General features: G+C 66.0%; 24 protein-coding genes and 1 pseudogene. 15 read left to right on the top strand and 10 right to left on the bottom strand.

The window, feature by feature from the left end; all coding sequences use genetic code 11:
* Positions 1–47: 47 nt before the first annotated feature.
* A complete protein-coding gene (locus BHD08_RS12520) occupies positions 48–494 on the bottom strand; it encodes a DUF2147 domain-containing protein (RefSeq protein ID WP_125022636.1) in 447 nt (148 codons plus the stop codon).
* A 326-nt stretch (positions 495–820) separates the two neighbouring features.
* Complete coding sequence (locus tag BHD08_RS12515; RefSeq protein ID WP_125022634.1) at positions 821–1,981, bottom strand: SRPBCC family protein; 1,161 nt, start codon at positions 1,979–1,981, stop codon at positions 821–823.
* An 88-nt stretch (positions 1,982–2,069) separates the two neighbouring features.
* Here BHD08_RS12515 and BHD08_RS12510 point away from each other — a divergent pair, with 88 nt between their 5' ends.
* On the top strand, positions 2,070–2,981 hold the full coding sequence (locus BHD08_RS12510) for a LysR family transcriptional regulator (protein ID WP_125022632.1): 912 nt from the start codon (positions 2,070–2,072) through the stop codon (positions 2,979–2,981).
* 44 nt (positions 2,982–3,025) lie between these two features.
* On the opposite strand, the pseudogene BHD08_RS12505 reads toward BHD08_RS12510, so the two are convergent.
* Positions 3,026–3,235: pseudogene (locus tag BHD08_RS12505) on the bottom strand (DDE-type integrase/transposase/recombinase); the annotation flags it as partial.
* Positions 3,236–3,386: 151 nt separating this feature from the next.
* On the opposite strand from BHD08_RS12505, the gene BHD08_RS12500 reads away from it, so the two are divergent.
* Entirely contained in the window at positions 3,387–4,283 is an 897-nt protein-coding gene (locus BHD08_RS12500; RefSeq protein ID WP_125022630.1) for an alpha/beta fold hydrolase, read from the top strand.
* Between the two features lie 297 nt (positions 4,284–4,580).
* On the opposite strand, the gene BHD08_RS12495 is transcribed toward BHD08_RS12500, so the two are convergent.
* The gene (locus tag BHD08_RS12495) at positions 4,581–4,973 is read right to left on the bottom strand and encodes a DUF4168 domain-containing protein (protein WP_015278566.1); all 393 of its coding nucleotides are present in this window, start codon (positions 4,971–4,973) and stop codon (positions 4,581–4,583) included.
* Positions 4,974–5,122: 149 nt separating this feature from the next.
* Here BHD08_RS12495 and BHD08_RS12490 point away from each other — a divergent pair, with 149 nt between their 5' ends.
* From BHD08_RS12490 to BHD08_RS12445, 10 genes are all read left to right on the top strand, one after another.
* Positions 5,123–6,604, top strand: coding sequence for an ATP-binding protein (locus tag BHD08_RS12490; protein ID WP_125022627.1), 1,482 nt, complete (start codon positions 5,123–5,125; stop codon positions 6,602–6,604).
* Positions 6,597–7,985: a sigma-54 dependent transcriptional regulator gene (locus tag BHD08_RS12485; protein ID WP_125022625.1), complete on the top strand. Its 1,389-nt coding sequence runs from the start codon at positions 6,597–6,599 to the stop codon at positions 7,983–7,985. The genes BHD08_RS12490 and BHD08_RS12485 overlap by 8 nt, the downstream gene beginning before the upstream one ends.
* Positions 7,986–8,048: 63 nt before the next feature.
* Positions 8,049–8,507 carry a DUF1456 family protein gene (locus tag BHD08_RS12480; RefSeq protein ID WP_125022623.1) on the top strand — a complete coding sequence of 153 codons (459 nt, stop codon included), beginning with the start codon at positions 8,049–8,051 and terminating at the stop codon, positions 8,505–8,507.
* A 152-nt stretch (positions 8,508–8,659) separates the two neighbouring features.
* Positions 8,660–9,928: a sorbosone dehydrogenase family protein gene (locus tag BHD08_RS12475; RefSeq protein WP_125022621.1), complete on the top strand. Its 1,269-nt coding sequence runs from the start codon at positions 8,660–8,662 to the stop codon at positions 9,926–9,928.
* Between the two features lie 54 nt (positions 9,929–9,982).
* A complete protein-coding gene (locus BHD08_RS12470; protein ID WP_125022619.1) occupies positions 9,983–10,321 on the top strand; it encodes a cytochrome c in 339 nt (112 codons plus the stop codon).
* A 67-nt stretch (positions 10,322–10,388) separates the two neighbouring features.
* Positions 10,389–11,063, top strand: coding sequence for a DUF1028 domain-containing protein (locus tag BHD08_RS12465; RefSeq protein ID WP_015278560.1), 675 nt, complete (start codon positions 10,389–10,391; stop codon positions 11,061–11,063).
* A gap of 176 nt (positions 11,064–11,239) precedes the next feature.
* Positions 11,240–11,767, top strand: coding sequence for a hypothetical protein (locus BHD08_RS12460; protein ID WP_125022617.1), 528 nt, complete (start codon positions 11,240–11,242; stop codon positions 11,765–11,767).
* A gap of 46 nt (positions 11,768–11,813) precedes the next feature.
* On the top strand, positions 11,814–13,910 hold the full coding sequence (gene fdhF / locus BHD08_RS12455; RefSeq protein WP_125022615.1) for a formate dehydrogenase subunit alpha: 2,097 nt from the start codon (positions 11,814–11,816) through the stop codon (positions 13,908–13,910).
* Positions 13,897–14,904, top strand: coding sequence for a 4Fe-4S dicluster domain-containing protein (locus BHD08_RS12450; protein ID WP_125022613.1), 1,008 nt, complete (start codon positions 13,897–13,899; stop codon positions 14,902–14,904). Before fdhF ends, BHD08_RS12450 begins: the two co-directional genes overlap by 14 nt.
* A complete protein-coding gene (locus BHD08_RS12445) occupies positions 14,901–15,728 on the top strand; it encodes an FAD/NAD(P)-binding protein (protein WP_125022611.1) in 828 nt (275 codons plus the stop codon). The genes BHD08_RS12450 and BHD08_RS12445 overlap by 4 nt, the downstream gene beginning before the upstream one ends.
* A gap of 31 nt (positions 15,729–15,759) precedes the next feature.
* On the opposite strand, the gene BHD08_RS12440 is transcribed toward BHD08_RS12445, so the two are convergent.
* The 3 genes from BHD08_RS12440 to BHD08_RS12430 form a co-directional block, all read right to left on the bottom strand.
* A complete protein-coding gene (locus tag BHD08_RS12440; protein ID WP_125022609.1) occupies positions 15,760–16,239 on the bottom strand; it encodes a BCAM0308 family protein in 480 nt (159 codons plus the stop codon).
* Between the two features lie 163 nt (positions 16,240–16,402).
* Complete coding sequence (locus BHD08_RS12435) at positions 16,403–18,775, bottom strand: bifunctional diguanylate cyclase/phosphodiesterase (protein WP_125022607.1); 2,373 nt, start codon at positions 18,773–18,775, stop codon at positions 16,403–16,405.
* Entirely contained in the window at positions 18,762–19,847 is a 1,086-nt protein-coding gene (locus BHD08_RS12430; protein ID WP_125022605.1) for a PotD/PotF family extracellular solute-binding protein, read from the bottom strand. Before BHD08_RS12430 ends, BHD08_RS12435 begins: the two co-directional genes overlap by 14 nt.
* Positions 19,848–20,048: 201 nt before the next feature.
* On the opposite strand from BHD08_RS12430, the gene BHD08_RS12425 reads away from it, so the two are divergent.
* The 3 genes from BHD08_RS12425 (at position 20,049) to BHD08_RS12415 (ending at position 21,910) form a co-directional block, all read left to right on the top strand.
* Positions 20,049–20,717, top strand: coding sequence for a phosphoribosyltransferase (locus BHD08_RS12425; protein ID WP_125022603.1), 669 nt, complete (start codon positions 20,049–20,051; stop codon positions 20,715–20,717).
* Positions 20,714–21,367, top strand: a complete 654-nt coding sequence (locus BHD08_RS12420) for a dienelactone hydrolase family protein (RefSeq protein ID WP_125022601.1) — start codon at positions 20,714–20,716, stop codon at positions 21,365–21,367. The genes BHD08_RS12425 and BHD08_RS12420 overlap by 4 nt, the downstream gene beginning before the upstream one ends.
* Before the next feature lie 114 nt (positions 21,368–21,481).
* Positions 21,482–21,910, top strand: a complete 429-nt coding sequence (locus BHD08_RS12415; protein ID WP_125022599.1) for a DUF2628 domain-containing protein — start codon at positions 21,482–21,484, stop codon at positions 21,908–21,910.
* On the opposite strand, the gene BHD08_RS12410 is transcribed toward BHD08_RS12415, so the two are convergent.
* Genes BHD08_RS12410 through BHD08_RS12400 form a run of 3 tightly spaced genes read right to left on the bottom strand, consistent with a single transcriptional unit; the run spans position 21,905 to position 24,842 of the window.
* Positions 21,905–22,912 (bottom strand): ArsA family ATPase, encoded by a 1,008-nt coding sequence (locus tag BHD08_RS12410; RefSeq protein ID WP_125022597.1) that lies wholly within the window; start codon positions 22,910–22,912, stop codon positions 21,905–21,907. The genes BHD08_RS12415 and BHD08_RS12410 overlap by 6 nt on opposite strands.
* Entirely contained in the window at positions 22,903–23,169 is a 267-nt protein-coding gene (locus BHD08_RS12405) for a cory-CC-star protein (RefSeq protein ID WP_013981518.1), read from the bottom strand. Before BHD08_RS12405 ends, BHD08_RS12410 begins: the two co-directional genes overlap by 10 nt.
* Complete coding sequence (locus BHD08_RS12400; protein WP_015278547.1) at positions 23,166–24,842, bottom strand: carbon starvation protein A; 1,677 nt, start codon at positions 24,840–24,842, stop codon at positions 23,166–23,168. Before BHD08_RS12400 ends, BHD08_RS12405 begins: the two co-directional genes overlap by 4 nt.
* Positions 24,843–24,870 lie beyond the last annotated feature (28 nt).

Genomic DNA, 24,870 nt, shown 5'->3' with positions numbered 1-24,870 from the left:
TTGACGCAGCATGACGTGCGGCATGACCTGCCGTGGCGAGGGTGGCCTTACTGGCGCACCCAGGTCTGCGTTCGGCCCAGTGCCTCGATGCCGATGTAACCACGCACTTCCAGCTCATCGCCGCCTTCCAGCAGCTTCGCCTTGGCGCGGTAGGTCTTGCCCTTCGCCGGGTCAAGGATGGTGCCGTCGCTCCAGACCTGCTCGCCGTTCGGCTTGAGGTCCTGCAGGATGGTCATGCCGGTAATGGGCTGGTCCTTGCGCTCGCCTTCGCATTGGCTGCACACCGGATTGGCGCCCTGATCCGACTTGAGAATCTCTGCGACCTTGCCGGTCAGGGTGCCGTCGGCCGCCTGCTGGATTTCGACGATGGACTTGGGCTTGCCGGTCTCGTCGTCGATGGTCTGCCAGCGCCCGGCAGGCGAGTCGGCGGCTGAGGCCAGTGAAGAGAGTGCAAGCGGCAGGGTCAGCAGCAGGGCGTTGAAGAGTGGGCGCATGGTTTCTCCAGTGATCGAATACGTGGCACCGACTCTATCACCGGCGATACAGCCCGGTTGCCGCTTGCTGGCTGACCGGTTGGTTCTCGTCATATACGCCCTTTGAGTCGTCCTGTTTCGGCTGCATTTTGGTATGGCTGAGGCCAAATTGGCGCGAAAGCGATGCCGCCATCGTCAACTGAATGTCCCGCGATAGCGGGCGACAAAGGGCAAAGCAAGCCGCGAGCGTTCACGGAAAATAAATCTGTCCCCTTTTCCGTATTGCGTGGGCGGTGCGGTGGTTGGGGGAGGGCGGTGAGGCGGGCTGAATCTTCATCGCTGAATGCTCATCTGACCCGGGTTCCACCAGCCTGTAAGCCGTTCATGGAAGCCGTGCCTGCGGAGGGGATCACGTGCTCGGCGACAATCCCCAGATGCTTGAGCAAATCAGCGGAATCCTGCTGCAGGCGTCTGTGCAAAAACAGCCGGTTGGCCAGGCGGCCGAACAGGTGGTCAAAGCGATACTCCATGCTGCGGGTGAAGCGGCTGCCGGTGCCCTGCGGGCTGCATTCATAGGTGACCCGCATCTGCAGGCCGTAGTTGCCGCGTGCCTGTGCGGTCCAGCGCTGCCCCGGCAGATACTCAAGCACATCCCACAGCAGATAGCCGGCGCGCTCGCTGCTGTATTCAAACCGGCTGCCGGCACCCAGGGTGCCGCTGGGGCCTTTGATCGACACCGGGTAGTGATGCCACTCGTGCCAGCGTGTCGGCGTAGCCAGATAGGCCAGCAGCAGATCCGGCGAGCGCTGGATATCCACATGCTGCTGTATACGGGTCATCGGCTGGTCTGATTCAGCGCCCTCAGCTTCCCAGTACAGCGTTCCATACAGCCAGTCCCAGAGCGGAAACACGATATTGAAATTGAAGTTGTGCATCAGCTCGCGGGCATGGTGCAGCTCGTGCAGCCGGCGCATGCGGCGCAGGCCTGGCATTGTCAGCAGCGGGTGCTGTTCCGGTAGGTGCTCGCAGGCATGCATGGTCTCGTAGGCGAGGTAACCCAGCAGCAGGGTGGCGCAGAACAGCGCCGCCACATTGCTGTTCCACTGGCTGAGTACCCAGAAGAGCGTGAGGTTGATGGTGGCGTACACCGCAATCAGCCAGGCCGGGAAGAAAATCACCCGCCAGTCCCTAGGGGTTTCGTAGTTCATCTGCCCATAGGCGAAGAAACTGTGGTGATCACCGGTATGACGCTGATAGAACAGCTTGCTGAAGCCATGTTTGACGTGCCCCAGATTCTTGTGAATCTTGTACTCGCCCCAGTTGTAGAAGATCAGCGCCAGCGGCACCGTCAGCCACTCCCAGGGTGATGGGGCGGCAACCCGGCTCAACAGGAAGCCGATGCACAGCGCACCGAACAGCAACACAAAGCCGCCATGCAGCCAGGCGTTGTAGCCGGGCTTGATACTGGCGCGATAGCGCGCCCGAAAGCTGGTTGTATCGAACTGCATTTTCGCGCCCGTCCAGTCTGTTTATTGACTGGACGATAAGGGCGGGAATCATTATTTTTCAAATGGATATTTGAAAAGATAGTTATTGATGATTACGAATTTGCGCCAGCTCGACCTCAACCTGCTGCTGGTATTCGATGCCCTGATGCAGGAGCAGAACCTGTCACGCGCCGCCGTGCGCCTGCATCTCAGTCAATCAACCGTCAGTAACGCCCTGGCTCGCCTGCGCAAGCAACTCGGCGAGCCGCTGTTCCAGCGCACCGCACGCGGCATGCTGCCGACGCCACGGGCCCAGGCCCTGTATGGGCCGGTACGCGAAGCCCTGCATTTGCTGCGCACAGGCCTTGCGCCGCAGGCCGGGATCGATACCGGCAGCGAACTGACCTTCCGGGTGTCGATGAATGACTATGCGCAGGCGGTATTCCTGCCGGTCGCGCTGTCCCGGCTGCAGGCACTGGCACCGCGACTGGTGCTGTCGGTGCAATCCGATGATGCCGACACCCTGGTCAAGCGCCTGAGGACCGGCGAGCTGGATCTGGCGATCGACTATCTGCATTTCGACGACGAATTGAGATATGAGCCGCTGCGCGAAGAGGAACTGGTGGTGATTGCCTGTGCCGATCACCCGGTGATTCAGCAGCAACTGACGCTGGCGCAGTACCAGAACGCCAGTCATGTTTCGGTGCATCCGCGAGCCGGGCGAGGCTCGCCACTGGAGATAGTGCTGGGGTCGTCCAAGGTGCAGCGCAAGGTACAGCTGCTGGTGCCCCACTATCTGGCGATTCCCTCGGTGGTATCGCAGACCCGTTTGCTCGGCACCGTGCCCAAGGCACTGGCTGAGCATTTCGCCGAGCAGTACGCCTTGCAGGTGTTCCCACTACCGATGGCCATGGCCATGGCACCGGTGCAGGTCAGCTTGATCTGGCATCGGCAGCAGGATGCCTCGGTCGGGCTGCGGTGGCTGCGCAGGCAGCTTTGCGCGGCGGCAAGTGGTGAATGAAACGGGCAGGCTGACAGCGTTTGGGAGTCAGGTTACTGGCCCGAACTTCCCCGTCGACTCATGCTGCCAAGCAAGTTGTTGGCTTTCAGGACGCTCTGCCAGTCGCTGCTACCGAACTGGCTACCCTGATCTGAGTGAATCATCACCTCATGCTTTGGATTACGCCGCCAAACCGCCCATCAGCAATACATCAATAGCCAGGTCGCTGGTCATCTGCGGTTCATTGACCAACCGATCACCTGCCGCGAAAACAGAACCCATAACTATGGTCTTTTTCGCCTTTCACCTTTGATCCTAGAAGCACTTGCCTGACTCGCGGGGCCACTAAGCTGGCCGGCGCGGCAAGTCGTCATGCCACACCAGCCCGCTAGACTGGCTTCGTCTCCACTAGAACAAGAAAAACGAATGAGTAGCACCGACGGCATAGCACTGGATGCGTGGCGCGCCAGCGCTCGCGAGTTCGATTTTGGCGGTAAGCGCATTCGCTACTGGATGGCCGGCGAAGGCGAGCCGCTGCTGTTGATTCATGGCTTTCCCACCGCCAGCTGGGACTGGCACAAGGTCTGGCAGTCGCTGGCGGCGCGCTATCGGCTGATTGCCTGCGACATGCTCGGCTTCGGCTATTCGGCCAAGCCGCGCGGGCACGCCTACAGCCTGATCGCGCAGGCCGATCTGCAGCAGGCGCTGCTGGCGGAGCTGGGTGTCGACGGCGCGATCCATGTGCTGGCGCATGACTATGGCGACAGCGTCGCTCAGGAGTTGTTGGCGCGGTATTGCGAAGGGCGCATCGCGCTGGCCAGCTGCGTGTTTCTCAATGGCGGGCTGTTCCCTGAAACCCATCATCCGGTACGGGTGCAGAAGCTGCTGCTCGGCCCGTTCGGCTTTCTGCTGGGCAGGCTGTTTTCGCGGCGTACGCTAGGAGCGACCTTCGGCCGCGTGTTCGGTGCGCAGACGCAGCCGAGCGACTCCGAGCTGGACGATTACTGGCGACTGATCGCCGAGGGCAATGGGCCTGCGGTGATGCACCGGCTGATCCGCTACATGCCGGAGCGCGTCAGGCAACGCGAGCGCTGGGTAACGGCGATGCAGCGCTGCAACGTGCCGTTGCGGGTGATCGACGGCGCGGCCGATCCGATTTCTGGTGCCCACATGGTCGCCCGCTACCGCGAGCTGATTCCTGCGCCCGATACCGTGCTGCTGGAGGGCATCGGGCACTACCCGCAGGTCGAGGCGCCGGAGCAGGTGCTTGAACACTACTTCGACTTTCGCACGCGCCTTGCGCCCGGGGCGTGTGGTCGTTGAGTCGGGGCGCGTTATCGCCTCTTCGGTGAGCGGTGCGGTCGCGTGGGGCTCAGGCTTTGCGTCGCTGGCAAAACTGCGAGGTAGGGTTCTTGTGGAGGGCTCCAAACGCGGTGGACAGCGCTGAATACGAATCTCCGCCCGACCGATTGCTTCTTGTCAGATATCCCGTTTGGAATCGGGCGCTTGCAGGATTCTGGCACCCCAACGCAAGAAGCCCCGCCGGCATCGGCCAGGCGGGGCTTGCTTGTCACCCAGCGCGAGCGCCTCAGACAGCGCCGCGCGGCGTCAGTGGTGCAATCACTGCTGCATCATCGCAATCACGCGGTTGCGCAGTTCCGGGTCGGTCTGCACGGCTTCGTTGATGGCGTTGTACTCGTCGATGCTGATGTCATTTTCCTCGATCACACCGAGCATTTTCTCGTTGGCTTGCTGCTGAAGCTCACGGGCCTTGTCGGCGTCTTCGGTCTTCTGCAGCTTGCCGGTGAACTCCTCGCGAATCTCCATGATCTCGCCCAGTGATTCGGCAAAGTTCTCCAGTTTCTTTTCACTGAACTGCTGCGCCTGAGCGCCAGTTGCCGGCTGAGCAGTGGGGGCTGGGCTGGCTGATTGCGCCGATGCAAGGGGAGCGGCCAAGCCGAGGAACAGCGAGAAAATTCCGGCGAAGGCGAGACGAGCGTTGTGCTGGGTCATGTTCATTCCTGCTTCGGTTAAAGACGGATTGGGCATTGCAGCAGCCGTGCCAGCTTTCTCTTGAATAGCTAAGCCATTGTTGTTTAAAGGCTTTCCCGTTTCGTCGGGGCAGGGTGGACCCATATGTCGGGCGTCTGTAGTGTGCCTATATGACACATGTATCAATCTGGCAGCGTCCATCCAGCTTACGCGGCGCACTCTTGCTCAAGGTCGTCGTGCCGCTGATGGCGATCATGTTCGGCTTCAGTTCGGTGGTGCTTTGGACGGTCGAGCGCAACAGCGAGCGACGCTTGCAGGCGGAGGTCGAGCTGGTGGCGCGGGCAGTACGTCTGCCGCTCAGTGCCAGCCTGGAGAAGAACCATGAGCGCACCCTGCAACAGGTGCTCGAATCGGTGCTCGGCGTCGGTCGTGTGTATGGCGCCTATGTCTATGATCGTGACGGCAAGCTCGCGGCCTATGCCGGTGCGGCGGAGCCGGATCAGGACGAGTCGGCGATCCAGCAGCTCACCGCCGGTGGCGAGCTGACCGGCACCTATCAGCGCATCAATGGCCGCCCGGTTTATTCCTATTTCGTCCCGCTGGAAGAGAGCGGTGGGCAGATCAACGGCCTGCTGCAGGTGACCCGGCGCTGGGGCGATTTCGAGCAGGACATCCGCCGCCTGCGCCTGATCGCCGCGGGCCTGGGTGGCTTGCTGGCCGGGGTGGCGCTGGTGGTGATTCTGCTCGGCCACCGCTCGGCCGTGGGCAAGCATCTGCAGCAGCTGGCGCGCAGCATGGAGCGGGTTGCCGCGGGGGAGCGCGCGCATCGAGCGCCACGCAGCGGGCCGCAGGAAATCGTCGTGCTGTCCGGTGCGTTGAACCAGATGCTCGACAGCATTGCCGCCGCCGAGCGCCAGGTGGCCGAGCAGCAGACCCGCGAGGAGCAGCTGCAGGCGCGTCTGCGCCAGAGCCAGCAACTGGCGGCGGTAGGACGGCTAGCGGCCGGCGTGGCGCACGAGCTCGGCAGCCCGCTCAGCGTCATTGACGGCAAGGCGCAGCGGGTGTTGCGCGACGACGAGCTGGGTGAAACCCATCGCCGCGCGCTGTTGCAGATTCGTCAGCAAGTGGCGCGGCTCAGTGCCATCGTCCGTCAGCTGCTGGATTTTGGTCGTGCCGCCGGTTCGCCCCCGCGCAAGGTGCCCGCTGAGGTGCTGGCGCATTCCGCAGCCGCTGCGGTGGCTGACGAGCTGGCCGCGCTACAGGTTCGGCTGGAACTGCTGGCGCCGGCGCAAACAGTTTATTGCCGTGTCGATCCGCCGCGTTTCGAGCAGGCGCTGACCAATCTGCTGCGCAACGCCGCTCAGGCGAGCCCTGGTGGGCTGGTGCGGCTGAGCTGGTGGCAAGACGGCAACGAGCTGCTGCTGCAGGTGGAAGACGACGGCCCGGGTGTAGCCGAGGCAAATCGCGCGGCGCTGTTCGAGCCGTTTTTCACCACCAAAGCGGTGGGCGAGGGCAGTGGACTGGGTCTGGCAGTGGCGCATGGCGTGGTCAGCGAGTGTGGTGGACGTATCGAACTGGTTGACGGCAGCCTGCCGGGCGCGGCCTTCCGTATCGCACTGCCATTGATCGACGAGGAGGTCGAGCATGACTGAAGTGACGCAGGAGCGGGTGCTGCTGGTCGAAGACGACGACAGTCTGCGCCAGTTGCTGGTCGAGGAGCTGGAAGACCGCGGCTTGCAGGTGCGTGCGCTGGCCAGCGCGGAGGAGGCGGTGGGTTCGCTGGAGAGCTGGGAGCCGGCGCTGGTGGTCAGCGATCTGCGCTTGCCCGGTGCCGATGGCATGGCGCTGCTGCGGCGGGTGAAGAGCATGCAGGCGGCGCCGGCGTTTCTGGTGATCACCGCGTTCGGCAGCATCCAGCAGGCGGTGGCGGCGCTTAAGGAGGGCGCCGACGAGTTCCTTACCAAGCCGCTGGACCTCGAACATTTTGGCCTGGCGGTGGCCCGCGCGATGGAGACGCGACGCTTGCGCGACGAGGTGCGGCGCTTCCAGCAGCTGCTCAGTGATGATCGCTTCCACGGCATGCTCGGCCGCAGCCGGGTGATGCGCGGCTTGTTCGACCAGATCCGCCAACTTGCCCGCGCCGAGGGGCCGGTGCTGGTGATCGGCGAGAGCGGCACCGGCAAGGAGCTGGTCGCCCGCGCCGTGCATGCGGAAAGCGAACGTGCCAAAGGGCCATTCCTTGCGATCAACTGCGCCGGGCTGCCGGCCGAATTGCTGGAAAGCGAATTCTTCGGCCATGTCTCTGGCGCTTTCACCGGCGCCAATCGCGCGCACAAGGGGCTTTTCCAGCAAGCCGACGGTGGCACGCTGTTTCTCGACGAGATCGGCGAGATGCCGTTGCCGCTGCAGGCCAAACTGCTGCGAGTGCTACAGGAAGGCACGATCCGCCCGGTGGGCGCCGAGCGTGAGCTGACGGTGGATGTGCGCATCATCGCCGCGAGCAACCGCCCGTTGGAAACCGAGGCCGGTCGTGAGGCCTTCCGCGAGGACCTGTTCTTCCGTCTGGAGACCTTCATCCTGCAGGTGCCGCCGCTGCGGGATCGCGAGGAGGACCTCGAGCTGCTGGCGGCGGGTTTCGTCGCCCATTTCGCCGCGCGCAGCGGGCGGCCGGTGCGCGGCCTGGCACCGGCAGTGCTGGCGCAACTGCGGCGCTATCCCTTCCCCGGCAATGTGCGCGAGCTGCAGAACGCCATCGAACGCGCGGTGACCTTTTGCCACGGGCGCAGGATCGAGCTGGAGCACCTGCCCAGCCGCATCGCCGACTATCGTGACGACAAGGCGCGCAGTGCTGGCGCCGAACTGCTTGCCCAGCTTAGCGATGGCCCTCTGCTGCCGACCCTGGAAGAGCTGGAACTGCGCTATATCGAGCATGTGCTGAAGCTGGTGGACGGCAACAAACGACGCGCGGCGGCCTTGCTCGGCATCGGCCGGCGCACGCTGTACCGCCGCCTCGGCGAGCGCGAAGACGGTTGATCGGGCTCGCCGCAGGGCGCCCGAAAGCGCACACTGCCGGCCTTTTCTCAGTGAGGAGCGAACATGCTCAACAACGACGTCCTGCGCAGCCTGCGCTATACCCTCAAGGTCAGTGATGCGCAGATGGCCGAAATCGCCGCTTTGGGTGGCTGCACGGTTGCCGAGGCCGATGTTCGCGCCTGGCTCAGCCGCGAGGACGAGGACGGCTATCAGGAGTGCCCTGACGAGGCGATGGCGCGTTTTCTCGACGGGCTGATCTATTTCAAGCGCGGCAAGGACGACAGCCGCCCGGCGCCGCCGCTGGAGCTGCCGGTCAGCAACAACCAGATCCTGAAAAAACTGCGGGTGGCCTTCGAGCTGCGCGACGAAGACCTGCAGGCGATCCTGCATGCCGCCGACCTGCAGCTGTCGAAATCCGAACTCGGCGCGCTGTTCCGCAAGCCGGGCCACAGCAACTACCGCGCCTGCGGTGACCAGCTGCTGCGCAATTTCCTCAAGGGCCTTTCGCTGCGCCAGGGCTGATCCACACCGCACGACACCTCAAGTGGTAAATGGCCAGGCGGCCGCTACGCTGAAGCAGGCAGCTAGCCGCATGCCCGGTGCGCAGCTCGTCGCCGGGAACGCCATAAGAACAAGATGACCGCCCCACGCGGCGGTGCCCTGAGGTGCGTGCCATGAAGATTCCCTGCCTGACCCTGAGCGCCCTGCTCACGCTGAGCTGCGCCGCTGCGATTGCGGCGCCGACCAGTGACGAAGCCCTTGAGCGCATGCGCTCGATGAAGACCACCGGCCAGTCGCTGGACATGAAGACCATCCCCCAGGATGGCCCCACCGCCGACGCCATCCGCGACAACCTCAAGCGCATCAAGCTGCCCGAGGGTTTTCGCATCGATCTCTACGCCGTGGTCCCCGATGCCCGTCATATGGCAGTCGGGCCGTCCAGCGGAGTGGTCTTCGTCGGCACCCGCAAGACTGACCTGTGGGCCGTCACCGACCGCACCAAGAATCGCACCGCCGACGAAGTGAAGCGCTTCGCCCCGGCGATCTCCTTCACCCAGCCTGGCCCCTGTTTCAGCCCGGACGGCTTTCTGTTCGTTGCCGAGCACAACCGTGTGCTGGTGTTCCCGGCCGCCGAATTCTTCTACGAGGGACCGGACGTGGCGGCGGACATCGTGGTGCCGACCGGCGAGCTGATCCCCAAGGACGAAGAGAGCTACAACCACGGCGCGCGGGTCTGTGCCATCAGCCCGGACAACAAACTGACCATCTCCCTCGGCCAGCCACACAACGTGCAGCCCAAGGAAAAGCGCGAGCTGTACGAGCAGCACGGTATCGGCGGCATCGTGCGCATGGAGCGTGACGGCAGCAAGCGTGAGGTCTACGCCACCGGTGTGCGCAACTCGGTGGGCGTCACCTATCACCCAGCGACGAAGGAGCTGTGGTTCACCGATAACCAGGTCGATGGAATGGGCGACGACACGCCGCCGGGCGAGATCAATCATGCGCCCAAGGCCGGAATGAAGTTCGGCATGCCCTGGTACGGCGGCGGCCAGGTGCGTACCAACGAGTACGCCGACGAGACCCCGCCCGAGGGCCTGACCCCGCCGGTGGTGGAAACCACCGCCCACGCCGCCGACATGGGCCTGACCTTCTACACCGGCAAGCAGTTTCCCGAGCAGTACCGCGGTGGCCTGTTCAGCGCCCAGCGCGGCAGCTGGAACCGCACCGTGCCGGCTGGCGCACGGGTGATGTTCACGCCGTTTGCCGCCGATGGCAGCGGTCCGTCCGGTGAGACGGTGCCCTTCGCCGAAGGCTGGCTGGACGAGGAAACCGGCGAGTACTACGGCCGCATCGTCGATGTCGCGCAGCTCAAGGACGGCTCGCTGCTGGTCAGCGACGACACCGCCGGGGCCATCTACCGCATCTCCTACCAGGGCAAGTGAGCCGTCGCGCCGGCCTGCCGTTCGCGCGGGCCGGCGCTATTCGAGGATTCCTGCATGTCGATGGATTTCAAGCGGTGGCTGTGTCTGGTGCTCGCACTGCTGCCGGGCAGCGCCTGCCTTCCGGCGCTGGCGGCCGATCTGACCGCTGCCAAGGCCAAGGCCAGGATGTGCGCGGCGTGCCATGGCATCGATGGCATCGCCAAGGTCGCCGATGCACCGAATCTGGCCGGCAACGGCGAGCTGTACCTGGCGCGGCAGCTGCAGGCCTTCCGCTCCGGTGAGCGCAAGCATCCGCAGATGAGTGTCATCGCCTTCGGGCTGAGCGACGAGGACATCGCAGCGGTCACGGCCTGGTACTCGGCGATCAAGGTCAGTGTCGAATTACCGGAGTGAGCCGCCCGCTCTGAACGTTTGCCGCTCGGCCCGGGCCTAAGCTCTGACGAATCCAGAGAGCACGCCCATGACCTTTTCCATCGTCGCCCGCTGCCCGCGCACCGGCCAGTTCGGCGTGGCCGCTGCCACCGCCATGCCCGCGGTGGGCAAGTTGCTGACCCACGCGGCGGCGCATGTCGGCGCTGTGGCGACTCAGGCGCAGATCAATCCGTACCTGGGTATTGATGGCCTGCGCTTCCTGCGTGAATTCAGCCCGGCGGCGGAGGTGCTGGAACGGCTGCGGCGCACCGACCCCTGTATGGAGCTGCGCCAGTGCGCGGTCGTCGACAACCAGGGCCGTACCGCCTGCTGGACCGGTGAGCGCTGTCTGCCCTGGGCCGGCTCCATCGCCGGCGAGCAGTTCTGCGTGCAGGGCAACCGGCTGAAGGGGCGCGAGGTGCTGGAGGCCGCCTGCGAGGCCTATGTCGGCAGCGCGCATCTGCCACTGGTGGAGCGCCTGATGGCCGCGCTCGCGGCCGGCGATGCGCAGGGCGGCGATCGCCATGGCGAGTCGTCGGCAACGGTGTATGTGGTCGACCAGGAGCAATATCCGCTGTGGGACATCCGCGTCGATCATCATCCTGATCCGTTCGCCGAGCTGCACCGGCTGCACGATGTGTTCGCCCGCGAGGTGGTGCCGGAGATCCTCGCCATGCCGACGCGCGCCAATCCGGCGGGTGCGGCTGGAGAAGAAATCATCTGATCGCTGAACCGGCTTGCAGCGCGGGGCTGGCCGGCTGCGACTGCGGAACGCAAAGCTCGACTCCGTCAAATGCTGGCGGTTGGCTATGCTCCAGGCATTAACACGCTGTTCGTGCGCGGCGCCGCTTGTCGGTCGACTGCGCCGGCGCGGGTGGTCGGACCGTGAGGGCGCATGCTATGCGGATCGCGCTGATTCTTCTGTGTCTCGTTCTGAGCGGCTGCGCCAATATCTGGCGTATGGAGAACGGTCCGCTGACCGCCTTCAGCGAATCGCTGCGCGAGTCGTCAGAGCCGCGTTACACCATGGTCTGGATCGATCTGCAGAAGAAGACCGATGCCCGTGTGCTCGCCGCGCAGATCAAGCTGGCCGAGCAGGCGCCGCTGGTGGCGATAGGCGCGCTGCGCCCGGAATTCGTCGCCCGCTACCTGCCGGCGTGGGAACCTCCGCCGCAGTGGCCGGAGATCGTCAGAGAGAAGGCGCGCCAGGATGACAATTACCAGGGCGGCGGCATCTATGTGAGTTTCCGCCAGGGACGGCTGGTGTATGTCAGCCTGGTCTCGCGGTTGCGCGATGAACGCTTCTACCCGCAGGTCGCCGCGCCCGCTGCGACCGGGCTGCTGACCCTGCCGCTCAGCCGTGCGCAGATGGACGAGGTGTTCGGGCCGCCGCGGCGCGTCTATCGTGTTTCCGAGGTGCGCTACTGATCGGCGGATGCGGTTTCGCCGCCAGGGGTAGCCAGGGAGGATTCTCATGCAGGTGGTGCCGAGCATATGCACGTTCTGCGGCGTCGGCTGCGGGCTCGGCCTGCGCGTCGAAGGTGGCCGCGTGGTGGGTGTGGAGCCGCAGCCGGGGCATCCGGTCAGTGCCGGGCAGCTGTGCGCCAAGGGCTGGGCCAGCAGCTTCGCCGTCGATGTCGGCAACCGCCTGCGCACGCCGCTGATCAAGGAGCACGGGCGGTTCCGCGAAGCCAGCTGGGACGAGGCGCTGGCGCTGGTGGCCAGCGAGTTCCGCGCCGCGCTGGATACCGCTGGGCCGAGCAGCGTCGGGGTGATCAGCTGCGCCCACGCCACCAACGAGGATAACTACGCCGCGCAGAAATTCGCTCGCGCGGTGCTTGGCACCGCCAATATCGACCACTGCGCGCGCATCTGCCACAGCCCTTCGGTGGCGGGCCTCGGCCGCAGCCTGGGCTCTGGGGCGATGACCAATTCCATCGCCGACATCGACGAGGCCGAGCTGATCCTGGTGATCGGCGCCGACGTCACCGAGAACCACGCGATGATCGGCGCGCGCATGCTGCGGGCGCAGGCCCGCGGCGCCCGGCTGATTGTCGTCGACCCGCGGCGTACCCGCCTGGCGCGCCTGGCCGACCAGCACGTGCAGCTGCGCGTGGGCAGCAACATCGCGCTGCTCAACGGGCTCTTGCACATCATCTTCGCCAACGGCTGGGAGGACCGCGACTTCCTCGCCTGCCGCTGCGACAACGAGGCGGCGCTGCGCGCCCATGTGCGCGAGCTGACCCCGGAACTCACCAGCGCGCAGACCGGTGTGCCGGTGCTGGCGCTGATCGAGCTGGCGCGTGCCTACAGCCAGGCGCGGCGTGCCTTCATCGCCTACGGCATGGGCATCACCCAGTTCCAGAGCGGCACCCACAACGTCATCGCGGTGGCCAACCTGGCGCTGGTTTGCGGCCAGCTCGGCCGGGCCGGCACCGGTGTCAACCCGTTGCGCGGGCAGAACAACGTGCAGGGCGCCTGCGACATGGGCTGCCTGCCGGACGTCTACCCCGGCTACCAGAAGGTCGCCGACGCCCAGGTGCGCGCCAAGTTCGCCCGTGCCTGGGGCGTGGCGCAGCCGCCGGCGCCGGGGCTGACCTCGCTGGGCATGAGCGAAGCGGCGCTGCGCGGCGAGTTCCGTGCGCTGCTGGTGCTCGGCGAGGAGCTGGTGGTCACCGACCCGGACCAGCACAAGCTGGCCCGCGCGCTGGCCGCGCTGGACTTTCTGGTGGTGGTCGAGCTGACCTTGAGCGAGACCGCGCGCTTCGCCGACGTGGTGCTGCCCGCTGCATCCTTTGCCGAGAAGGACGGCACCTTCAGCAACTGCGAGCGGCGCATGCAGCTGCTGCACAAGGCCGTCGAGCCACCCGGGCAGGCGCGCGCGGACTGGCAGATCCTCGCCGCACTGGCCGAGTGCATGGGTTACGACGGCATGCGTTGGGCCAGCGCCGAGGAGGTGTTCGCTGAGATGGCCGCGCTGGCGCCGCTGTTCAGTGCCATCAGCCACGCGCGTCTCGAGCAAGGCGGCGGGCTGCAATGGCCATGCGACGCTGCGCATCCTGCTGGCACGGCGATCCTCCATCGGCACTGCTTTCCGCGCGGCCGCGCGCAGCTGATTCCGGTGTCGCAGGTCGAGCCGGACGAGTGTCCGGATGCCGACTACCCGTTCTGCTTCACCACCCAGCGCCTGCACTTTCACTACGGCGGCGGGGCGATGACCCGCAAGTCGCCGCTGCTCGAGCGGGAAATTCCCGCAGGATTGCTGTTCATCCATCCGCAGGATGCCGCCCGGCTGGGTCTGGCCGAGGCGCAGGGCGTGCGCGTGGCGTCGCGCCGCGGCGCGCTTGAGACCCGCGCGCACCTCACCGACGACGTGCCGCCGGGCACCGTCGCCATGCCCTATCACTTCCGCGAGGCGCCCTGTAATCGGCTGACCAACAGCGCCCAGGACCCGATCAGCCATATGCCGGAGCTCAAGGCCTGCGCGGTGGCGCTGACCCCGCTGGCGCCCGGCCAGGCGCCGCAAAGCGAGCTGGAACGCCCGCAGGAGGCCGAACATGCAGGCCCATGAGCTGGACAGTCCCGAGCGGCTGCGCAACCACCTGGCGCGCGCGCGACAGCTCTACCAGCCGCAGCCGGACGGGCAGGGCGCATTGCGCTGGCAGCCGCTTGCGGATCCGGCGCAGCCCGTCGCGGTGCCGACCGAGCCGCCGCTGTTCTCGGCCAAGGCGTTCTTCTTCGCCGAGCGCGAGGCGCAGTTTCGCTACGAGAACGGCCAGTTCATCCCGCTGCTGCCGCAGGTGCGCCCGCAGGTGCTGTTCGGCCTGGCCGCCTGCGACCTCACCGCGCTGGCCTACCAGGACCGTTTTTTCGCCGCCGACCCGCATTACCAGGCGCGCCGCGCCGCGACCCTGCTGGTCGGCCTCGATTGTGCGCAGAGCTGCCGGCAAGGCTTCTGCGCGATTATGGATAGCGGCCCGGAGGTGCGGCCGCAGACTGCCGACCTGATCCTCTGCCCGCTGGGACGGCGCTGGCTGTTGCTCGTTGCGTCCGAGCGCGGCGCCGCCGCACTGGCCGGATTGACGCTGGCTCAGGCGCCGGCGGACTGGGCGCAGCAGCGCGACGCCCAGGCGCTGCAGGTGGCCGCCGAGCAGGGCGAACAGGTCGATATCGCCGTCGGCTGCGCGGCGCTCAATGGCGAAACGGTGGATAGCCAGACCTGGGAAAAGCTCGGTCTGCGTTGCCTGGGCTGTTCCGGCTGCACCTCGGTGTGCCCGACCTGTTCCTGCTTCGCGCCCTTCGTGCAGGCGCAGCCTGACGGCGCCAGCGTGCAGGAGCGGGTCTGGGATTCCTGCCTGTACCAGGGTTTCCAGAAGGAGGCCAGCGGGCACAACCCCAGCGCCACACCGGGCCAGCGCGTGCAGCGTTTCTGGTATCACAAGTTCGGTGACGACTTTCGCCAGCGCTTCGGCCGCGACGGCTGCGTCGGTTGTGGGCGCTGCGATGCGGTGTGCCCCGGCGGCATCGGCGTGCACCAGGTGATGAAGAGGATCGGCCAGCCATGATCGACCTGACCCCACGACCGCTGCGCCTGCTGGAGTGTTACGACGATGGCGAGGCGGCGCGGCATTTCAGCTTTGCCGTCGAGCCGCTGGCCGACGAGCCGGTGGTGCAGCCCGGGCAGTTCTTCATGCTCGCCGTGCCCGGTGTTGGCGAAGCGGCGTTCACCTATGTCAGCTCGCCGGATGCCGACGGCCGCTTCAGTGCACTGATCCGCCAGACCGGCACGCTCACCGGGGCGCTGTTCGAGCTTGAACCGGGGGCCGTGCTTGGTTATCGCGGGCCGTTCGGCCGCGGCTGGCCGCTGCCCGAACCCGGCGAGCGGTTGCTGCTGGTGGCCGGTGGCTGCGGGCTGGCGCCACTCGCCGGGCTGATCGACGCGGCTGCCGGCGAAGTGCAGCTGATCTATGCCGCGCGCAACCGCGCCTACCAGGTGCTGGCGCAGGAACGGGCGCGCTGGCGCGGGACGCTGAAGCTGGTCGAGACGCTGGACCAGGGCGATGACGGCCGGCCGCAGGGCAATCCGCTGGACGCGCTGGAGCAGGCACTGACCTCGGGTGCGGCGCCGTCACGGGTGTTCTGTTGCGGACCGGAACCGCTGATGTTGGCGGTAGCACGCCGCTCCATTGACCATGGTCTGCCGGCCAGCCGAGTCTGGCTGTCGTTGGAGCGGCGCATGCATTGCGGGGTGGGGCTGTGTGGGCATTGCTATATCGGCAGCAGCTACGCCTGCATCGACGGGCCGACCTATCGCTACGACGAATACCTGCGCCTGCTGGCGGCCAGCGGGCAGGCTGCGGCGACCTGCATGCCGCCGCAGCCTTGCTGAGGCAAGGACCGGCTACTGCCGCAGCGTCGGCTCAGCCACGCTGCCACTGCACGTCGACGTAATACTCCTCGCCGTCGTAATGGATTTTCAGATCGCCGTCATAGGCCGCTTCCAGCGCGTGGCCGATGCGCTGCGCCAGATGCAGGCCGGTGGTGGTCACGCGCAAGCCATCGGACTCGTCGCTGATGGTCATCAGACGCTCGAGGGGATGTTCGCTTTTCTCCTTTTCCTCAGTGTTGCGGATCAGCCCGCAGAGGTCGTCGGCGTGGGCTTTGACGAAGGCACCGCGCAGGCTGATCGTCCCTGCCGGGACGTTTTCGGCGATGCGCTGGCAGGCCGGGCATACCGCTTCCTGGGCAGTGCTGGCGTCCACCAGGCCGTGCCAGGTCCAGCGTCCGGCCTGGTAGGCGGCGCCGCACTGCGGGCAGAGGGTGTCGCTGCGCTGATGCCAGGCCCTGAGATAGGGGTCGTGATGTTCGGGTTGCAGAAGCTTGTCGCGCGTCTTGTCCATGGCGAAGGCACTCGATGAGTGGAGGGTGCCCTTGCAGCGTAGATCAGCCCGGTCCGCTCTTCCGCCGCTCCAGGCTTGGGATTGTCGGTTGCGATGATTTGTCGCGCATGCGCCAGGCTGTGATGGCGTGAATGTGCAATCGGAGCGCCGCGGCGCTGGTCGTTCAGATGGGTTGCGACGCCACGCGCGGCGCCAGCTGTTCCAGGCGCAGCGCAGCCTGGGTACGGTTGCGCACCGCCATCCAGTCTTCCAGCGCGGCGAGCGAGCGCGGTGGCGAGATCAGGTAGCCCTGGAACAGGTCGCAGCCGGCCCGCAGCAGCGCCGACTGTTTGTCCATCGTGTCCACGCCCTCGGCATTCACCCGCTTGCCTTGCGCATGGCAGAACGCGACCAGGGCGCTCAGGCTCTGCTGCATGTCCGGCTGTGTCAGGCGGGTGATGATCGCCATGTCCAGCTTGATGGTGTCGGCTGGGTATTCGAGTAGCTGCTGGATCGAGGTGTAGCCAACACCGAAGTCGTCGATGGCGACGCGGAAGCCGGCGCGCCGGATCGCCTGCACCACGTCCATGGTGCCGGCGCAGAGTTCGGCGGCGTAGGTTTCGGTCAGCTCGATTTCGATCCTGCCCGGCGCGACGCCGTGATGCGCGGCCCGCCCGAGCAGGTAACTGCAGATGCGGTCATCCGCGAGCTGCGCGGACGAGACGTTGATCGCCAGGATCACCTCGGCGCCGAACAGCTCGACCAGCTTGGGATACTCGGTGAGGGCACGGTCGATGACCCAGTTGTCGATCCGTGAATGAAGCCCGGCGCGCTCGGCGATGGGAATGAACTCGCCAGGCGATACCGTGCCCAGAATTGGCGAATGCCAGCGCAGCAACACTTCGCAGCTGACCACGGTGCCTTCGCGATTCAGCGCCGGCATATAGACCAGCCGCAGCTGGTCGTCGCCATCCAGCGCCCGCAGTTGTTCTTCGATCAGGCGGATGCGCTCGTTGCGTTGCTCCAGCTCGCGGCTGAATGCCACCGCGGTGCTCTTGCCCTCGGCCTTGGCCTGGTACATGGCGGTGTCGGCGCGGGTCAGCAGCTGGGTGATCGAGTCCGCATCGTCCGGGTAGCGCGCGGTGCCAATGCTGACACCAACCGGGTAGAGACGGTCTTCCAGGCGAAAGCCGCCGCGGCAAAGATCGAGCAGTGCCGCGCACAACTCATCGACGCCGCCGTCGCCGGCATCGGTCAGCAGCAGGATGGCGAACTCGTCACCGGACAGCCGCGCAAAGGCCACGTCCGTTTGCGCATGGTCCAGCTGATGGCGCTTGAGCAGGCCGCGGACGCGCTGGGCGAAGATTCGCAGCAGCGTGTCGCCGGCATCGTGACCGTGCTGGTCGTTGACCTGCTTGAAGTTGTCCAGATCGAGGAACAGCAGCGCCAGGCGCCTGTGGGATTGCAGGCAGCGCTCGTACATGGCGCTGGCGAGCACGCCGAAGTGCGCGCGATTGCTGATCTGCGTCAGGCTGTCGGTCCAGGAGATGACCTGGATGCGCTCCAGCGCTTCGGTGTTGCGCTCGTGCAGCGTCTTCATGTTGACCGTCAGGCGACCAATCTCGCCGCCGTCGGTGGGCTCGTCGAGTGCGGTGCGCTTGCTTTGCAGCAGGTCGGTGAGCTGGTCGTCCAGCTGGCTGATGGGGCCGGTGACGTAACGGCGAATCAGCCACAGCAACAGACCGATGGACACCAGGCAGATCAGCGAACCGCCGGCGATAAAGGCCAGCGCCAGAGTCTGCAGGCGCTCGGCGGTATAGGTCGCCGCCGGCGTCAGCCGTGCATGCAATGCCGGTGACAGCTCGATTGCAGCAGACAGGCCCGACTCGACCGGCAGCTGGTGCAGCTCGATCTCGACCGCGGCGCCGTATTCCTCCTCCAGGCTGCGCTTGAGCTTGAGAAAACGCTCCGGGCGCACCGCCAGCTGCGCGGCAAAGGCTTCGCTGCGCTGACTCGGCAGCGGGCGGCTGCTGCTGGCCGGCAGGATGAAATCGGTGTCGAGCAACAGCGGTCCGCCGTCGGCGTGCGCGACATAGCGAGTCGCACCGGGGCGGGACGAGCGTCTGGCTTCACCCACGATCTGTCGCTGGGTCTCATCCATCGAAGCGAATGGCGACAGGCTGCTTTCGAAATAGTAGGCCGGCTCGCCATCGGGCTGCAGCACGGCAAAGGAGACGAACGAGAGCTCGGTGTTGGACAGCGAACGGATGCTCTGCTGAATCCGCAGTCCGAGCGTGTCGTTGCGAAAGGCGGTGTCCGATTCGCGCAGGAACAGCAGCAACGCCTCGCTATCCATGATCGAGTAGAGCACGCTGCGACTGAACGCCTCGTAGTCGAGATAGGCCGACTGCAAGGCCAGCAGCTGCTGCTCCAGGCGCGCCTGTTCCAGGCCCAGCAGCGAGGCGCGCTGGGTCAGGTAGGCGGTGGTCGATGCGAGCAGCTGGATGATCAGAATGACCGGGAAGATCACCAGCAGCGCGCGTTTACCGAGCGTCATGGGCGTTGATCAAGGCGCTGATGATGCGTCTGCGGGTCTGCGTGGCTTCCAGCGGCCGCATCTCGTAGACCTGGCTGCGCGCCAGCACCTCCTCCGCCGGGTAAATCGTCAGATCCTTGCGGATCTCCTCGGGCAGCAGCGCCTGGGCGGCGGCGTTCGGTGTGGCGACACCCAGCTCGGCAGCGTTCAGCACAGCGATATCCGGCCGGTTGAGGAAGTTGAGGAAGCGATAGGCCAGGGGCTTGTTGCGGGCGATGCTCGGCACCGACAGGCAGTCGACCCAGAGCAGGGTGCCTTCTTCGGGCACTACGTAGCGCCAGGGCTCGCCTTCCACCCCCTCGACCTGATTGAGCACTTGTTGATCGCCGCTGTAGGCCAGCGCCATATCGGCCCGCTCGAGGTGGCGCTGGCTACGCAGCGCGGTAATCACGTATTCATAGGTCAGCACCGCCTCGGATTGACTGACCAGCAGTTCGAACGCCGCCTTCAGCTCGTCATTGTCCGAGGTATTGATCGAGTGCTTCAGCAGGAGCAGCGGACTGGCGAGGATGTCCTCATGGTCTTCCATCATGATGATGTGCGGTTCGTCCGGGCGTGCCGGTCTCAGCAGGTCGGCCCAGGAGTGCGGTACGAAATCCAGACGGTCGCTGCGATAGGCGATGCCCAGCGTGCCCCACAGGTAAGGCACGCTGTAGCGCCCGCAGCTCTCGCGCCAGCGCGGCGCTGCACGGTGCAGCTCGGCCAGGCTGGGCTCGTCGAGCGGCTGCAACAGGCCGCGGGCACCGAAGCGGGTCGAGCTGATCAGCTCGGTCAGGGCGATATCGATCTGGTGATCGGGTTTGGCGAGGATTTCGTCACGCTTGTCGCCGCTGTCGAAATAGACCTGTCTGATCTCGAAGCCTGTTTCGGCCTGCCAGCGCTCGATCACCGCTTCGCTGAGATATTCCTCCCAGGTGAGCAGCGTCAGGGTTTCGCCTGCATGGAGCGAGGTGGACGGCGATAACAGGCCAAGCAGCATCACGAGCAGGGTGCGGGCACGCCAACGCGCCGGTTTCTTGTTGTTGTGGGGCATCGGCATCTATCCATCGGCTGGCACAGGATAGTGGCACTTTAATGGCGCCATATAGTCGGCGGCAACGCTTTTGTCGTTCCCCGCTTTATTCGTCCGATCGACGGTGGAGCGGCCCTGGGTTGTTTCGCCGCAGGTGGCCTACCGTTGGCCGATTATTGAGCCAGACTCCTAACAGTCAGCAGTTACGCCGAGGAGCCTGCCATGACCCTGAAGATTCCTTTCCCCGATCGAACGCAGGTTGGTGCGGCGCTGGCAGAGCGCCTGGCACAGGAGGGCAGCTGGGAGAACGCGCTGGTCCTGGCGCTGCCGCGCGGAGGCGTACCGGTGGCTTACGAAGTGGCGCAACGCCTTGGGCTGGAACTGGACATTCTGGTGGTGCGCAAGCTCGGCACGCCGGGCAATCGCGAGCTCGCCATGGGCGCCATCGCCAGTGGCGGCGTACGGGTGATGAACGAGGACATCCTGCGCTACGTGCACGTCTCCAAGGCCGAAATAGATGGAACCGTCGCCCAGGAGACTCATGAGTTGCAGCGCCGCGAGCGGGCCTATCGTGGTGATCGGGCACCGCCGGCCATCGCCGGGCGTGCGGTGATCCTGGTCGACGACGGGCTTGCCACCGGCGCGACCATGCGCGCCGCGGTGCAGGCAGCGCGTCAGCTTGGTGCGAGCAGCATCACCGTCGCCGTGCCCGTGGCAGCGCCGGACAGCGTCACGCAGCTGGAGCCGCTGGCCGACCGTATCGTCTGTCTGCATCTGCCTCATGATCTGTATGCCATCGGCCGCTGGTACGAGAACTTCGATCAGACGCCGGACCGGCAGGTCGTCGATCTGCTGCAGCGTGCCTGGAACCGGGGAGAGCAGCCCGCATGAGCCAATCGACCTCGACACCGATGCGCTTCACCCTGGGCAAGGCGCGCCTGCATGGCGACCTCAGCGTACCGCCAGACGCCGCTGGCCTGGTGGTCTTCGTGCACGGCAGCGGCAGCAGCCGACACAGCCCGCGCAACCAGAGCGTGGCGCGCTATTTCAACGAGCTGGGCCTGGCCACGTTGCTGTTCGATCTGCTTACCGCCGATGAGCAGGCGATCGACGAGATTACCCGCCAGCTGCGTTTCGACATTCCGTTGCTCAGCCAGCGTTTGAGCGGCGTGGTCGATCAGCTGGGCAACGAGGCGGACCTGCGCGGGCTACGCATCGGTCTGTTCGGCGCCAGTACCGGTGCCGCCGCGGCATTGATCACCGCGGCGTCGCGCCCGGCGGATGTCGCCGCGGTGGTGTCGCGTGGCGGTCGCGTCGATCTGGCCGACCAATCGCTGGCCCGGGTCAAGGCGGCTTCGCTGTTCCTCGTCGGTAGTCGTGATCTGGAAGTGCTGGAGCTCAATCGCGAGGCCGCGGCGCGGCTGCAGTGCGCGCATCAGCTGCAGGTGGTGCCCGGCGCGACCCATCTGTTCGAGGAGCACGGCACTCTGGAACAGGTGGCGCGGCTGGCCGGTGACTGGTTCGTGCGGCATCTGGTGTGACCGTTGCAGCGAGTCAGCGTCCGGAAACTTGCGGCGCAGCACGTGGCGGGCACGTCGGATTGGCACTGGCCAGCGGCGGGCGCGATCATGGGCGCTCGAAAACAAGGAGGTTTCATGAGTACCCAGAATCCCTACGCACCCCCGCTTGCCCCGCTGACCGGTGCTGAGGCAGGCCGGATCGAGGCGCTGCCCGTTTCCGACAGCTGGAAGCGACGTTTCCAGGCCATCGCGCAGGCTGGCGGCCCGCGCCTGCCTGCGGTCAAGAGCCTGTCCGCAGCCGAGCGGCGCCAAGCCATGGCCTTCAACATCCTCGCGTTTCTGTTCGGGCCGCTGTACTACCTGGCCAAGGGCATGTGGCGCAGGGCGCTCAGCTATACGCTGCTGGCGCTGGGCGCGGTCACCCTGATCATCATGGGGCTCGACGTTGTGGGCTACGGCGACTTCGCCCGCTTCCTTGCCTATGGTGTCGCCGGCGTGTTCGCCATGCGCGCCAATCTCGATTTCTACAAGAGCCAGGTGCTGGGCGACAACGGCTGGCTATAGCGCGGCCGTTGCACCACCCAGCCTATGGGCGAAGGCCTCCAGTGCCGCTTCGCCGACCACATCGCCGGGCAGCAGCGGCAGCTCGAGCAGCGGCAGCTGCCCCAGTGCCTGGCGCAGGGTGGCGAGATGCTGTTCCTCCAGGGCGTGGCGTTCGGCGAGAAAGCTGCCGGCGTCGGCCGGCGAGCGCTTGTTCACCACCAGTGCGCCGACCGGAGTGCCGGCGCGCTGCAGCTGCGCATGCAGTTCGATGGTTTCCAGCACGGGTAGACGCTCGGCGGCGAGGACGATGACGAAGGCGCACCGTTCGGCGTCGCCAAGCACCTCGCGCAACCGGTTGAAGCGCTCGCGGCGGCGGTCGAGGATGCTGCGGATGCGGCTGTCGCGGTCCTGCTCTTTATTTTCGCCGCCGTGACCGAGGATGGATTCGCCGAAGCCGCGATCATCCTGGCCGAGATTCTTCAGCACCTGGGCAAAGCGTGAGCCGCGCTCCTGGCGGCGCAGCAGGCCTTCGGTCCAGGCCGCCATCATCTCCGGCAGGGCCATCAGCCGCGCGGTGTGCCCGGACGGTGCGGTGTCGAACACCAGCAGGTCGTATTCGGCCAGGCCCTGGTCGACGGTTTCAGCGATGCGTTCCAGCAGCGCCGCCTCGTGCATGCCCGGGGCATCGCGCGAGAGCGCCATGTGTTTGTCCACTTCGCCGGCCAGGTGCGCCGGCATCAGCTTGCGCAGAGCGGCGCTGACCTCATCGAGGTGCTGTTGCACGGTGAGCTCCGGGTCCAGTTCCAGCCCGTCCAGCCCGGGCGCGAGGCACACCTTCTGCGGGCCCACCGGGCGGTGCCAGAGGTGACCGAGGTTGTGCGCCGGATCGGTGGAGACCAGCAGCACGCGGCGACCGGCCTGGGCCTGGGCGAGCGCGGTAGCGGCGGCCACGGTGGTCTTGCCGACGCCGCCCTTGCCGCCGAAGAACAGCACGCGCCGCTCGGCAGCGAGCTCTAACAGCATGCGATATGGTCCAGCGGCGAGTGCTCCATGCCCATGCGCCGGTGCCAGTCATGGAAACGCTCGTAAAGCGCCGGCATCAGCTCCAGGGTGTACCAGGCGGCCGGGTTCGGCACGCCGAGGGTTTCGCTGAATACCAGCAGCATGAAAAGGTCGTCCTCGTCGCGTCGGGCGCGGGCGAAGGTGCGCCGGTAGGGCGCGACGTAGAACTCGCGCAACCCCGCCGAAACCTTGCCGAGAATGCTCAGCGGCTCGCTCACGGCTGCGCCTCGAAGGCCTGCTCGGCCGGGTCGCGGCCCTTGCGCATGGCAATTACCGCTTCCAGGGTCACCCACAGCGCGGCGATCAGGATGATCACGTCCATGCCCAGCAGCAGCCAATTCTCGGCGCGGTAGAACTGGCCCATCTGCACCAGCAACGCGTAGATCGACATGGCCAGCAGGAACACCAGCGGCACCAGGGTGTACAGCGGCGAGCGGCCCAGCTTGATCAGGATGACGGTGATCACCGCCAGGGTCAGGCCGGCCAGCAGCTGGTTGGTGGTGCCGAACAGCGGCCAGATGACCATGCCGCCGGTGCCATCGGAGCCGGCGCCAAAGGCCAGCGCCATGCACACGCCGACGGCGATCAGCGTACCGATCAGGGTGTTGACCTTCATTCCGGCCAGTTCACCGGCTTCCTGGATGACGAAGCGCTGCAGGCGCAGGCCGGTGTCCATGGTGGTGCCGGCAAAGAGGATCGCCATCACCGCGAGAATGGTTCCGCCGAGCTCGGCCGGCAGGCCCAGGCCGTTGGCCAGCAGCGTGCCGCCGCCCTGCACGAAGGCGGTGACGCCGCCACTGCCGAAGGCGGTGTAGACCTGCTGCCAGTCGGTCAGCGTGGCGAAGCCGGCGGTGCAGCAGATGATCGCCGCCAGCGACAGCATGCCTTCGCCCATGGCGCCGAAGTAACCGACGAAACGGGCGTCGGTTTCCTTGTCCAGCTGTTTGGAAGTGGTGCCGGAGGCGACCAGGCCGTGGAAGCCGGAGATCGCGCCACAGGCGATGGTCACGAACAGCAGCGGCACGATGCTCGGCGTGTCGGCCGGCAGTTCCTGGTTGAACGCCGGAGCCACCAGCTCCGGTGCGCCGAACAGCACGGCCAGATAGAGCAGGCCAAGGCCGACGAACAGCTGCAGGCCGTTGATGTAGTCGCGCGGCTGCAGCAGCACCCACACCGGTAGCAGCGAAGCGATGGCGGCGTAGACGAACAAGAGCAGGATCCACACCGACTTCGCCGACAGGCCCATGATCTCGTCTGGCAGGGCGACCGGGTACTGGTTGCCCAGCAGGATCAGCGCGTAGAGCACGATTACCCCGCCGAGCGACGGCCAGAGCAGCTTCATGTTGTAGCGGTAGATCATCTGCCCGATCACCAGCGCCACCAGGATCGCGCCCCACACCGGGATCACCGAAGTCGGCGTGGACACCAGCAGGTTGGAGATCACCGCGGCGAAGGCGCCGTTGACCATCAGCAGCACGAGGAAGATCACCACCAGGAACAGGCTGCGCCCGCGAGCGCCGATCAGCCGGCCACTGAGCATGCCCACCGATTGGCCGCGGCTGCGGGCGCTGGCCCAGAGTGCGCCGAAGTCATGCACGCCAGCGAAGAAAATGGTGCCGAAGATCACCCAGGCGAAGGCCGGGCCCCAGCCCCAGATCACCGCGATGGCCGGGCCGACGATGGGCGCGGCACCCGCCACGGAGGTGAAGTGATGGCCCCAGAGCACGAACTTGTTGGTGGGGACGTAATCCACGCCGTCGCGCATGGTATGCGCCGGCGTCAGGTAGTGGGGATCGAGACGGTAGATCCGTTCGGCGATGAACTTCGAGTAGAAAACGTAGCCCAGCGCCATGGCGATCAGGCCTACCAGCAACAACGCAATTGCACTCATCTCGGATTCCTCGGCGTGCCGCTCGCCG

This window comes from Pseudomonas sp. SCT (assembly GCF_003864275.1).
GTDB lineage: Bacteria > Pseudomonadota > Gammaproteobacteria > Pseudomonadales > Pseudomonadaceae > Stutzerimonas > Stutzerimonas stutzeri_AE.
Note: the sequence above shows the minus strand (reverse complement) of the source record. Positions and strands in the feature narration are given on the sequence as shown.